The sequence below is a fragment of the Pedobacter sp. UC225_65 genome (assembly GCF_042698365.1).
Taxonomy (GTDB): domain Bacteria; phylum Bacteroidota; class Bacteroidia; order Sphingobacteriales; family Sphingobacteriaceae; genus Pedobacter.
Genome location: NZ_CP170550.1, coordinates 2,586,305 through 2,599,135 on the forward strand (window position 1 = coordinate 2,586,305; position 12,831 = coordinate 2,599,135).

General features: G+C 41.3%; 13 protein-coding genes. All 13 read right to left on the reverse strand.

Features of this window, described 5'->3' with window-relative positions:
- Positions 1-62 precede the first annotated feature (62 nt).
- The 13 genes from ACFJIZ_RS13545 to ACFJIZ_RS13605 all read right to left on the reverse strand — a co-directional run bounded on the left by ACFJIZ_RS13545 (position 63) and on the right by ACFJIZ_RS13605 (position 12,808).
- Positions 63-386, reverse strand: a complete 324-nt coding sequence (locus tag ACFJIZ_RS13545; protein WP_379084889.1) for a DUF6660 family protein — start codon at positions 384-386, stop codon at positions 63-65.
- 250 nt (positions 387-636) lie between these two features.
- Positions 637-993: a hypothetical protein gene (locus ACFJIZ_RS13550; RefSeq protein ID WP_379084892.1), complete on the reverse strand. Its 357-nt coding sequence runs from the start codon at positions 991-993 to the stop codon at positions 637-639.
- Entirely contained in the window at positions 921-1,916 is a 996-nt protein-coding gene (locus tag ACFJIZ_RS13555) for an MFS transporter (RefSeq protein ID WP_379084895.1), read from the reverse strand. Before ACFJIZ_RS13555 ends, ACFJIZ_RS13550 begins: the two co-directional genes overlap by 73 nt.
- 6 nt (positions 1,917-1,922) lie before the next feature.
- On the reverse strand, positions 1,923-2,147 hold the full coding sequence (locus ACFJIZ_RS13560) for a hypothetical protein (protein WP_379084898.1): 225 nt from the start codon (positions 2,145-2,147) through the stop codon (positions 1,923-1,925).
- 13 nt (positions 2,148-2,160) lie between these two features.
- Positions 2,161-2,751 (reverse strand): TetR/AcrR family transcriptional regulator, encoded by a 591-nt coding sequence (locus ACFJIZ_RS13565; RefSeq protein ID WP_379084900.1) that lies wholly within the window; start codon positions 2,749-2,751, stop codon positions 2,161-2,163.
- Positions 2,752-2,803: 52 nt separating this feature from the next.
- Positions 2,804-4,543: an STN and carboxypeptidase regulatory-like domain-containing protein gene (locus ACFJIZ_RS13570; RefSeq protein ID WP_379084903.1), complete on the reverse strand. Its 1,740-nt coding sequence runs from the start codon at positions 4,541-4,543 to the stop codon at positions 2,804-2,806.
- Positions 4,544-4,545: 2 nt separating this feature from the next.
- The gene (locus tag ACFJIZ_RS13575; RefSeq protein WP_379084906.1) at positions 4,546-5,505 is read right to left on the reverse strand and encodes a FecR family protein; all 960 of its coding nucleotides are present in this window, start codon (positions 5,503-5,505) and stop codon (positions 4,546-4,548) included.
- 4 nt (positions 5,506-5,509) lie between these two features.
- Positions 5,510-6,085 carry an RNA polymerase sigma-70 factor gene (locus ACFJIZ_RS13580; protein WP_379084909.1) on the reverse strand — a complete coding sequence of 192 codons (576 nt, stop codon included), beginning with the start codon at positions 6,083-6,085 and terminating at the stop codon, positions 5,510-5,512.
- A 123-nt stretch (positions 6,086-6,208) separates the two neighbouring features.
- Positions 6,209-7,687, reverse strand: coding sequence for a DUF4833 domain-containing protein (locus tag ACFJIZ_RS13585; RefSeq protein ID WP_379084912.1), 1,479 nt, complete (start codon positions 7,685-7,687; stop codon positions 6,209-6,211).
- Positions 7,688-7,698: 11 nt separating this feature from the next.
- A complete protein-coding gene (locus tag ACFJIZ_RS13590; RefSeq protein WP_379084915.1) occupies positions 7,699-8,349 on the reverse strand; it encodes a head GIN domain-containing protein in 651 nt (216 codons plus the stop codon).
- Positions 8,350-8,477: 128 nt separating this feature from the next.
- The gene (locus ACFJIZ_RS13595) at positions 8,478-9,605 is read right to left on the reverse strand and encodes a hypothetical protein (RefSeq protein WP_379084918.1); all 1,128 of its coding nucleotides are present in this window, start codon (positions 9,603-9,605) and stop codon (positions 8,478-8,480) included.
- A 1,067-nt stretch (positions 9,606-10,672) separates the two neighbouring features.
- Entirely contained in the window at positions 10,673-11,947 is a 1,275-nt protein-coding gene (locus tag ACFJIZ_RS13600; RefSeq protein ID WP_379084921.1) for an ectonucleotide pyrophosphatase/phosphodiesterase, read from the reverse strand.
- Between the two features lie 78 nt (positions 11,948-12,025).
- Positions 12,026-12,808 (reverse strand): S1/P1 nuclease, encoded by a 783-nt coding sequence (locus ACFJIZ_RS13605; protein ID WP_379084924.1) that lies wholly within the window; start codon positions 12,806-12,808, stop codon positions 12,026-12,028.
- Positions 12,809-12,831 lie beyond the last annotated feature (23 nt).

Genomic DNA, 12,831 nt, shown 5'->3' on the forward strand with positions numbered 1-12,831 from the left:
ACAATACGCATAACACGGATTGCAACGGGTAAGGGGGATGAAATGGGTATTTTAGTTAATCACTAAGAATTAACCGCAAGTTTGGGTGGTTGCCAGATGTTTACTGGTCGTTGTTGCAAGGCAAACTCATAGCTGGCAATCGGAGCTATAAGTTCTGCAATTGGAACTTCAATACTGAAATTGATAAAGGAGGTAGCCACCACACTTTGCCCGCAGCAAGTACATAAACAAATTGGCGAACAGGCTTCAGTGCTGCCCTCTTGTTTGCCATGTTCAACCTTGGCGATGATGTTTTGTGTAAAATCACGAGCGCTCAATTCATCGCTGCATGGCAATGCCGAAAGCAGTACCACTAAGATCAGATAAAAGATGCCTAAGTTTTTCACACCGTAAAAGTAGAGAAAAATATTTTATTGAATTGTTAAAATATTTTAAATCACTTGAGTTTGGGATAACAAAACTATTCTTACTGTTGATCTGGATTTAAATCCAGACTTCTTGTTGGGTGGATTTAAAATCCACAATTAGCGTAGTCGAGATTGCAAATCTCGACTAACAAAGACTGCAAATCCAGATTAACAAAAAAAGTCCCTAAGGTCAATTGGCCGTAGGGACTTTTTATTAGGGGCGGTACGATTAAACTCCTTCGCTCATTACCACTTCTTCTTTAATATCGGTTAAGGCTTGGCTTCCTTTACCGGCAGCCAGCTTGCTTACCCTGTACATTAAAAATATACTGAGGATTGAAATGACCACGATCACATAGCCTACAATATCATAGTTTTCTAAAGGGCTGAATTTTGTTCTTTGTATCACGATCTTCCCTGCAACTGCCGCAGCTATACCACCAGCAATTTGCTGTAAAGAAGCATTGATGCTCATAAAAGCACCGCGATCTTCTAAATCTGGAATGGCACTGGTTAAGGCTGATGAAGGATGATCCTGCTCATTACCCCCATCATCATCAAGATATTCAACACCACAACCAACCAAAAGGTGGTACCAGATAAATTGGTATACACCACACACATGACCATCATCCAGATGGAAGCCACCATAAATATCTTAAATTTACTTACACTATCGCTTAAACGGCCAATGATCGGCATGATCAACAGCGAGCTCAGACCAGAAATCATAAACAACATCGGCAATTGGGCATTGGTTACATTTAGGTTGTTTACGGCAAATGCGCTCCCAAAAGGCATCATCATAAAACCACCGATAGATAACAGGGCAGTTGAGGTAAAACCGATTCGGTGCTTTTTCTTGGCAAAGGTATGCCACAGGTGCATAAAGGCCGATTTATCTCGTTGAAAGGCCAAATGTGCCGTTAATGGTTTGAGCTGCATTAAGATCAATACGGCAATGATCACTGCTAAGCCTGCTACCATTAGAAAAGGTGCTTCCCAATCCCAGATATTGGCTAGGTAAAGTCCGATAGGTACACCTAAAACCTGACTGGCGCCAAAGCCCATCTGTACAAAACCCATTACCCTACCACGTTGTTGCAGGTTAAATACGTCTGTAATGATGGCCATAGAGATAGAACCAATTACCCCACCAAACAGGCCAGTAATGATCCTGGCGGCAACCAGTTCTACATAGGTATGGGCCATGCCACAGAATATGGTACCTACAATAAATCCGACATAGAAAAATAATAAAAGTTTTTTGCGGTCAAAACGATCGGCAAAGCCTGCGGTAAGCAGGCCAGATATACCTGCGCTAAAGGCGTAGGCAGAAACAGCCACACCAAAGGCAGCTGGTGTTAGGGTCAAAGATTTCATTAGGATATCACCTAGTGGCGACATGACCATAAAGTCTAAGATCACCGTAAATTGGGTAACGGCTAATAGGAAAATAACCATCTTTTGATACCCCGTAAAGGGTATAACTGTTTGTTCTGGTTTCATTAAATGTTAAGTTAACTCACAGCAAGAATGGCCGTGATAATTGATCAATTCGATAATTTGTTGATGGCTTAAGGTGTAAGAGATTACTCTTAGCACGCAGTCAGAATCGTCTAAAGCTACGTTCCATTTGCTGATTCCTTCGTGGTTGTTCAGTATGTCTTCTAGCTTTGCTCTACAGGCTTCACTTTTGATGTCTGTTTTAAATAGTAAGATGTGGTCTAGGTTTTCCATTAGCTGTAGATCGTTAATTTTTTAGTCCTTTGATAACCAAGTCGAAAGTTTGCCATAAGACCTGGTCTGTCATTTTAAATGGCTTGCCCCGGATGCTTTGGCCTTCTCTATCAAAGCGTACCAAAGAATAAAGTGGGGCATAGGCCACCGACCAGAAAACTTCTAAGGGCATGGGCTTCATTTCACCCCTTGCTACCACACCATGCATAAATTCGCTGATCACGGTTTTAAACTTTTTCATGAAATCTTCTAAGAACCGACTTTGATACGTAGAGGTTCTTAGTTGTTCAAAAAATGAGTTGGCCAATGGATTTTCTACCATGTAGGTGTAACGGTTTTTCCATTGTATGCGCATTCCTTCTTCAAAAGAGAAAGATGGATCAAAATTCTGGATCAGTGTATTGGCCATCCTATCGCCTTCTTCTTTTGCAATACTGATGATCAGATCGTCTTTATCTTTATAGTAGATGTAAAGTGTAGCAACAGATATGCCACAGGCCTTGGCCAATTTATTCATGCTAAAGCCTTCAAAACCTTCTTTAACGATACTCTCTAGTGCCTTTTGCTTTACCAGCTTTACTTTATCTTCATCTCTGACCCTCATGGTACAAATATAAATGAATATTCATTCATTTATAAATTAATTTATAATTAAATTAAAAGATGGTGATACCTGCACTCCAGCCTAGCCAACCTTTGTTGCCATTAATGTCTTGATGTTTATTGGGTACAATCTGCTGTTTGTAACCTACAGCACTGTTCTCTATTAATTTACTACTTGAGTAAAGGTTATAACTAGGGCCGCCAAAAATGGTAAGGCCATTGAATAGCTTCAAGTGTAGATTGGTCTGGAACTTGGTCAACATTTTAGTCTCATCCCAACTACCCAGGTACAATCCTTGTGTAGTGAGCTCTGCAGCTACAGAGAAGGTTCTGTTCAGGATAAAGTCGTGCCCAAGCCCCAAGCCTCCGGTAAGGATCTTTGCTGTATCTGAAAAGTTTTTACCGGCTAAAAAGATGGTATATAAGTTGGCATTACCTGTTTTTAGACTCACGTTGGCATTAACCAGTTCGTTGGTAAAGAAGCTTACCTTATGGTAGCCATGTTTAACAATATTGATCAGGCCCAAACTTACGCCAGAAGAACTGTCGGCCAGATTGATCAGACCCAACTGAAAACCTTGGTTGTTTTTGGCATAGTTTAAAAGACCAGAAATCTGCATGCCCCTCAATGTTCTGGACGTGATATTAGCCACACCAGCGATCTGCATACCCTTACTGCTACGGCTGGTAATGTTGGCCAAGCCTGCAATCTGCATCCCGTTGAGGTGTTGACTTGCCACATTGCCCACACCAGAAATCTGAAATCCATTTACGTTTCCTTTGATCAGACTGGTTAGTCCTGCAATCTGCACTCCTTTTGAACTGCCCTGTACACTATTGATCAACCCAGCAATCTGTACTCCATCTACATTGCCACCCACTACATTAAATGCACCAGCAAGCTGTAGTGTTTTTACATTACCTTTGCTCAGGTTAAATACCCCTCCTACTTCTACCCCATCAACACCGGCGGTATACCCTCCAATAATATTTAATGATACTTTGTTTACCACCCGCCCACTCATCATGCCATGCGAACTGAGACCCGGTGTAAGGGAAGCCTGAAAAGGGGTGTTGGCCAAAAAGTTGGGAATATTGATATTTTGAATCCGCTGTTTTGACGAAAGGAAAAACTTACCAATCCCCAGCTCTTCGATGGTGTTCTCAAACAATGTACCTTTTTCTTTGTCAGGGTCGTTGTAACCAGCGGGTTTGATATTGATACTAGACAGAAACACCAAAGCAGTATCACGATAGGTTTCTTTACTTGCGGTTAAAACGATGGAGGCATGTTCTCCCTTGAATCTTAAACTGAAATAACCTTCGTCATCTGTTAGGGTAGACTGTAATAAACGTTTTTCGTAAACACTGGCCTGCTTAACCTTTTTACCTGTTTTGATATCAACCACATAACCGCTGATCAAATAGAGGTTATCAGCTGTGGTAATATTGTCTGGCTCTATGGTAAACTGGTTGACGGCATAACGGAGGATAATGTATTTCTCATTCTCTTTGTAATCCACCTTGCCGTCAAACAATCGGTCTAGCACATCTCTAACAGGCATGCTTTTTACGTTAAGGTTAACGATACTGTCTTGTGCGATCAATGCGCCATTGTAGGCGAAATAAAAGTTTCCGGCATTGCTGATCTGTTGCAATACATCGCCGACGCGTTGTTGCTTAAAATCGAAGGTTACCCTTTTAGAAAGATTATGCGGATAGGTTGCTACCGATGTCTGTGCCTTACAAAGTTCTGTTAAGAGTATAAATATGATGATGAGTTGATTGCGCATTCTTATGGGTAAGACAATAAAATCTCTTTTTGGTTACGGGTTATTTTAAGTTTAAGGGCATCGCAGATTACTGACAGATTCTGATCTAGATTGCCTAGTTCTAGTGGCCCGGTAAAGGTAACATTCACCTTATCATCAACTACGACGTTACTTCCATAGGCTTCGTTGAGGGCCTCTACCAGTTTCTGAAGCGGTGTATTATTGGCGATAAAGAGCTTGGTACGGTAATAGTTGTACAGTTGATCGGTGCTCTGCTCTTTTTGCAGCTGCTTGGTGGCAGGACTGATCAACAGCTTCTCTCCCTTAACCAATCTGATCTCTTGGTCGTTCAACTTTACTTTTACGATGCCTGTTTCTACCACAATTTCGGTGTTGTCTTTTCGATGTTTGATGTTAAACGATGTACCTACCACTTCTACATCTACATCGTCTATATCAATCACAAATGGATGTTGTTTGTCGTGCGCTACATCAAAAAACACATCACCTTCTTTTAGGCGTACACTTCTATTTTTCTTAAAGTTGTTGGCATAACTGATCTGGGTATTTTTGTTAATGGTCAACGCTGATCCATCGGGCAGTGTCTTATTCAATACCTGATCGGTAGACACTACTTCTATATAGGCCGATGGTGCAAGTATGGTATAAAGAGACCATACACTAAAAGCAACCACCAACACCGCAGCAATCCTAAGCCACAAATGGTTTCTTTTTAAGGGTTTAACAATGGGCTGCGCAACAGGTAAGGCATCGGCCTTTGCCTTGAACTTTAACCAGGCTTGTTGTTCATCAACCTGGCTTGTAGCTGCCAATTGTTTACTTGCATTCCAGATTTTTTCAAACTGGGTCAATTGCGCCGCATTTGCCGGACTTGCCAATAGCCAATCATTAACGATGGTATTTTCATCCTCACTCGTTTCCTTTAACAGAAACTTTATCAATAATTCATCATTCATTTCCATTGCCTTAGTTAAAAAAATCTTTGTAATACATGATGCCCAATACAATCAGAATCAGAAAATCTGCCAGCTTGATACGCAAAAGCTTTAAGGCCTTGCCCATCTGGTTTTCTACGGTTTTGATAGATAGGCCCAATTGGTCTGCGATCTCTCTATATTTTAGCTCCTCAAATCTGCTCATCTGGAATATCGTTCTACATTGTTCTGGCAGCTCGTTCAGTGCCACCCTTAGTTTGCCTTCTAGTTCATTCAGTTCTACCCTTGCCGATGCTGCTTCACTTTCTGTATCCATGGTATGTACGGTAAAGTCTTGATATTTCGTCTTCACCTTTTCATGCTTGAGGTAGTTGAGGCTATCGTTATAGGTACATTTGTACAGGTAGGCTTTTACCGAAGTCTGTACGTTCAGCAGTTCTCTTTTTTCCCAAAACCTTAAGAACATGTTCTGCACGATCTCTTCTGCCAGATCCATGTCTTTTAAAATCACATGGGCATAGGCATGCAGGGCCTTGTAATGAGTTTTAAATATTTGCTCAAAAGCCTGGTTACTGGTATCGGCAGAAATGGTAGTCGTTATGCTCAAAGTTTTAATTGTTGTTCAAATATATGCCCTCAGTATTAATTTTCTTTCTTATACCGATCAAATTTTCAGGCATTTGTAATCAAGGTTCATCTATTGCTCTTCATCCATCTATATTGATCCTTTTTAAGATCTCTTTTCCTGTGTCGCTGTTTGTGGTAAAAAATCAATGTACTCTACCTTCGGAAACCAGAACGAGCCTCCATTTATCTTTACAAAAACCCTTTTTAGCAATAGGTTTTTCCCATCGTCCTTAATGTACATCCTATACTGTTGGTCGGTTTCCGATTTTAGCAGATACATCGGCATTTTCTGATAGGCGGCCAAGCGGATCTCGTACACATCGTTGCCTAAGGCTTTACATTTCACCCCATAGGCAAACTTTTTCTCTATCCCCGTTAGGGCCTTCGTCTTTCCGTTTTCTTCATACCTGATCCATGATCCTTTAATCGGCGATTGGCTGTCTATCACCCCATCACTTTTATAGTTCAATTCGTAGATCACCGTATTGGCATCTGGCGTACGTTGTAAAAAGAAGAGCAGGTCTTTGCTTTTTGGGGTAGGCAATGGGGTAACCGTACGCTCTTGTGCAAACAACAGCTGGCTAAGCAATAGCATGATTGCAAACACGGCTATTTTAACGATCCATTTGCCAGCTGGCTTTGTTTTTACCGTTTTCTCTGCCTTGTTTAGTTTGTGTCGATATATTTTGGCCGGACTTGCAAAGATGAAGAACAGCATCTCTTTTAGTCCATCGCTCTGTTTAACATCGTGCAACATGTCTCTATATTCGTGAAAGTTCAATACAAACGGGTTTGTTTTGTTTTCTACTGGTGTGGTTAAACCATAGATAGGCTGTTCTTCTTCGTACTGGAAAGAGCCGAAAAGATGGTCCCAAATCATAAAAGTAGCGCCAAAGTTTTTGTCTAGGTATTTGTCTTGACTACCATGGTGTACCCTATGGTTTGATGGCGTACCGAAGTATTTTTCTATAAAAGGATGCAGCTTGCCAATGGCCTCGGTATGTACCCAAAATTGGTACAAAGTACTCAGTTGGCTGGCAATTAAAAACACCACTGGGTGGAAGCCCATTAAAGCTACCGGAATAAAGAACACTGTTTTAAAATGCTGTACCCAACTTTGTCTAAATGCTACGGTTAGGTTGTAATGTTCTGCCGAATGGTGTACCACATGCGTTGCCCAAAAGAAGCGGTTGTAGTGCGAGATGCGGTGCGACCAATAGCTGCAGAAATCGTAACAGATAAAACAGATGATCAAGGTCCACCAATTCAGTTCCATACGCCAAGGCAGTTGATTGTAGATCCAAATGGCCCCACACACTAAAGCTGTTTTTAGCAAGAGGTTAACCGTAAGGTTGCCCAGGCCGATCAACAAAGACCCAAATGTTTCTTTACGCTCATAGGTTTTATGCTCGCCATAGTGCGAAACTAAAAACTCTATAATGGTTAAAAGAAACACCAATGGCAAGGTATAGGCCACCAAGTTAGGTGCATCTTTTTGCAACTGATATACACTGCTTAACGCAACTTCTTTGGCCCCGAACAGGGAGCTGAAAGATTGCCAATAAGTTTCGAGGCTTTGCATGGTTGTGGGTTTTAAAATTTGATCAACTTACCAGATCCGCTAATGCGCGATTCTACTACTGGACTACCTGTATAATAAACCTTACCACTACCACTAATGCTTGCCTTTAACAGCTCTTCTACCTTAAGGCGTGCATCACCAGAGCCTGAGATACTTGCATCAGCACGTTTGCTGGCCATTTTTTGTAGATCAACATTACCAGAACCAGAAATGGTTACATCAAGCTCTTCGGTAGCCATTAAATCGGCCACCTTAACTTCTCCGGATCCGCTAATGTCTACACTGAAGAAGTTGACCAAAGGGAAGCTGCCTTTTACTTCAACCTCGCTGCTACCGCTGAGGTTGATGCTTTTGAGCATGGGTAGGGTTACAAATACCTCAAGGTCATCGCGCCATACACTTGCATTTCCGTAGTCCAATACCAGTTTGTTGTTCACCACATTGGTCTTAAAATAAGGGATAAGGTTGCTAGAACCTTTTAGTTCTACTTTGTACTCGCTACCATAACTGATATGGATGTCATTTGATCCACTACCGCGGATGCCGGTAAATGTACCTGGTGTTCTTGTCTCTGTTTTCATATCTCCATTTGCTGTTAGCCTGTCTTTTTTACAGGATATAAAAAGGAGAAAAATGGTTGCAATGGTAAAAAGGGCTTTCATATTTGTGTGTTTATTTTAGGGTTCATCAATGATGTTTATCGTATCTATTTATTGAGCTATAACTCTGCAAATGCAGTTTTCAGGAACAATATTTGGTTTATGTTAATTAATGTTAAAGTATGTTAAGGCTAGAAAATGAAGTGCAGGCCACCGCAGTAACCTATTGATAAGGTCTGCTGGTAGCTTGACCATTTGTTTTGCCAGGTGCGCAGTGTTTTATGGTCGGCATTTAAGGCCAATCCCTCGGTGCTATTGGTACTGGTATAGTTAAAACTTGGGCCCGCAAATAGCTCTAGTTGTTTAAATAGCTTTACGGCTGGAAACAGTTTGAACGAGCTTCTAAAGTATTCGCCACTTTCAAAACTTTCTAGTCCACTTGCGGTAAGCTCTGCATTTACCCTAAATACCTTAGACTGCAAGAAGTGAGCACCAAGGCCCGCTTCGTAGGCGTATACCTCATCTTTGTTCTTAAGGTTGTAACCCACCCCTAAAATACCATACAGCACTTTGCCACCCGACCTGAGGGTTAACATGGTAGTTTGGTTCTCATCTATACTTACGCCAAGGCTCTTCTCTCCTTTTTTAATGAAGTTGACGATCCCAATTGGGTAATCGCTACTGTCGGCAATGTTGATGAAACCTGCGATCTGCGCGCCTTTTACTTTTTTGGCAATATTGATAAAACCTGCAAACTGCGATCCTTTTACATTTTTAGCGATGTTGATAAAGCCCGCAAACTGCGATGCGGTGATATTTTTGGCGGTATTGCTAAAGCCTGCAAATTGGCCCCCGTTTATGTTTTTGGCAATGTTGGCGAAACCCGCAAACTGTAGACCGTTTACATTACCGTGGGCAATATTGGTAAAACCTGCAAAGGCTGCTCCGTTGCCCTGTCCGTAGGTATTGGCAAAACCTGCCAATAACAAACCATTTGCCTTTTTTAGGATATGGTTAGAGAAACCTGCGATCTGGGTTCCATAAGTATTGTAGCGTACGATGTTTGATAAGCCTGCAAAGGAAAACCCTTTTTCTACCGCAGAAACACCTGCAATTAGATTGATGGATAGGTCATTGGTATCTAATGGGGCATGCTTGCCATTGCTGCTGATCGGGTATATCAAACCTACATGAACCCTAAAGGTATTGACCTGTGCACGGCTGTTGATGGTGCAGAATAGTAGGCCAAAAAAGACCAATGCTTTAATGGTTTTATAGGTAAGGGATTGTTTTTGGGTTGGTGTTGTAATATGCTTCATTGTGTCTATTTTAAATTGAGACAACGAAAAGTAACTCTACCCCTACGCCAGTTTGAAAAAAATAATTTGGATGTTGATGGTGGTTCGTTTTTTCACCATCTCAGACACCTAAGAACAGCTCAGCACATTGCTTTGTCTTACTGGGCGCAGCTAAGTATCCCCTTTACCAGATTCTTTATTGTCACGCTGAGCTTGTCGAAGCGCACTACCCAGTTTCAATTTAAAACATGAAGGCATTAAGAGGAGTTAAGTTTTAGGCGGTTAGTTTGTTTAAACCACATAGAAACCTTAGTACGACAAAATACTTAGATTAACTCAGGTGTCTTAGATGGTTTTTTTCACCATCTCAGACACCTAAGAACAGCTAAGCACACTGCTTTGTCTTACTGAACCTGCGAAGTAGCTCCTTTACCAGATTCTTTATTGTCACGCTGAGCTTGTCGAAGCGCACTATGCAGTTTCAATTTAAAATATTAAGGCATTAAGAGTAGTTAAGTTTTAGGTAGTTAGTTTGTTTAAACCACATAAAAACACCTGCCTGCGGTAGGCAGGTAGGGCACATAGAAAATTTAGAATTACAATTGCTTATGTTAATTAAGATGTCTTAGGTGGTTTTTTTCACCATCTTAGACACCTAAGAACAGCTAAGCACACTGCTTTGTATTACTGAGCGCAGCGAAGTATCCTCTTTACCAGATTCTTTATTGTCACGCTGAGCTTGTCGAAGCGCACTATCCAGTTTCAATTTAAAATATTAAGGCATTAAGAGGAGTTAAGTTTATGTGGTTAGTTTGTTTAAACCACATAGAAACCTTAGTACGACAAAATACTTAGATTAACTCAGGTGTCTTAGGTGGTTTTTTCACCATCTCAGATACCTAAGAACAGCTTAGGGTTTGTTACACTGAGCTTGCTGAAGCACTAATCAGTTCCACTTTCCTTGGTTCGTGTGACACGAACCAAGGAGATGTTGGCTATGCTCAAGCATGACAAATTATTCATAAAAACCAAAAGCCCCAATTACAGGGGCTTTTAGTGTATTAATCAAAAAGGAGTGGTGAAGCTTTTTATTTCAAGATGTTTTGTAACACTTCTTTTTTACCATCAATTTCTTCAGTGATTTTTAACCCCAATATCTGAGCGATCATTGGGTAAACATTTACATTTTCGAAAGATGGGATCTTGACGTTCTTTTTAAAGGCTGGCCCCCATGCCATAAAGGTAGCATGCATGTCTTTTACCTTTAAAGGCTCAAAGCCATGGTAACCTGCACCTGGTTTTCTGTTAGAGAATACCTTAGGCCAGTGCGGCAACAGAATGATATCGCCAATGCGATCCATACGATCGTCTTTTGTACTGTAATGCAACTCTGCGGGCACATCGGCCTTTAGGTACACATCGTAATCTTTGGCGGTTTTTTTCAGTTCGTTGTACAAGGGCATGATATCGGCCTTGTCTTTTGCCTGTATATCAACCATGGTACCAGACGATGGGATGATGAACTTTTCTGGGTCGATAGCCGCAGGCATTGGAATGGGATTTTCCCTATCTACATTCGTCATGCCATGATCAGAAACAAATACAAAGTTAACTGGCAAACCTGTTGTTTTTACAGCCTCCGTTAACTCGAACACGATTGAGTCTACCATTTTTACAGCACGCTCTGTTTCTTTGGCTTCTGGACCAAAGCTATGTCCTGCGTGGTCTGGCTCAGACACATAAAAGGTAATAAAATGTGGTCTTCTATCATCAGGCAGGCTTAACCATTCTTTTACAGTCTGTATACGTTGGCCCACTTTGATCTGCTCGCTATAATCGTAATAATAGGTAGATCTTACATCTTTTACGGCAGCCTCAGAGCCTACCCAGAACATGTTGGCAGCCAATAGCTGCTGTTGTTCTGCCAGTACCCACAGTGGTGTACCACCGTACCAGCTACCATCTCTAACCTTGTCTTTGGCACCCATCGAGTATTTGTCTTTTTTTACCTTATCGTAAAAGGTATTATTAACCAAGCCATGGTGCGAAGGGTATAGACCTGTAGCAATGGTATAGTGGTTCGGAAACGTAACTGATGGATAACTTGGAATCATAGAAGCGGCCTGCACTCCATTTTTACTTAATTCTAATAAGTGGGTGGCCTTGTATTTTTCTGCATAATCGTATCTAAAACCATCGGCAGAAATCAGAATCACATATGGTTTCTTTTGTTGTGCAATACTGTTCTTGTTCTGTTTGTTAACCCGTTGCGTGGTATCAACAGGTGTTTGCTGTGCGCCTACCAGATTTGATAAGACCAGGAGCACAAACATTAAGCTATATTGGGCTATTGTTTTCTTCATGCTATTTTTTTTAACGGTAGTTAAACCATTTTAAATAATTAAGAGGGCGTTAATTTAGAAACAGCGCTTTTGGTTTTGTTATTTATAGATCTCGTTCAATAATCCCGCAAGGCGAAGACCAGCCTGTGCCAGACGTTTTTTGATGAAGTCTGCATGTTTTGGATAATAGTCGTAATCGAAGTCTGGATTTTGCGCCGCTTCGGCATACAATTGCTGACTGATCTCGTACGATTCGAAGGCCCATTTGGCCACATCGTCTTTTTGCCATGCACAGGCTTCTTCTTTCGATATTACATCGCAGCTTTTGGCCAACTCGGTATAAGACATACCTGCATAATCGATCAAACCACTGTCCCAAAGACCGTGTAGGTTGGTTTCTTTGCGCATCAGCTTTACCTTAATGGCATTACCACCCGAATCTTCAGAACGGCCAGTGTGCATAGGCTGATGCAAATCGCCTACCAAGTGCACCAAAAACTTAAGGGCAAAAACTTTTTCTGCCTTGCTTTTTGCTGGGTCTTTTAGGTCGCTGGTACAGTTTAAAATAGCTTTATAGATATTTGGTTTATCCATGCCAGTTAACTGTGCACTAAATTGCGCATAGCTTAAACCGTGTGCTACGTTTACATAATGCCAAGGTGCGGTGTAAGCATATTTTTCGTAAGAACGGATCTCGTCTGGGTAAGTGCTTACCATAGCCAAAGATTCAGAGCCTAAAAGGTCTTTTACGGCAACTGCTGCCTTTTTGCTCAAATGGTTTTCTGCAATCTGGCCTATGGCACGGTGGCCAACTACGCCCCAAGAAATCAGGGATAAGCAGATTACAATGGCTCCGATTGGAAATATTATTTTTTTTAACATCATTTTAAGGTTTAATAAAAAAA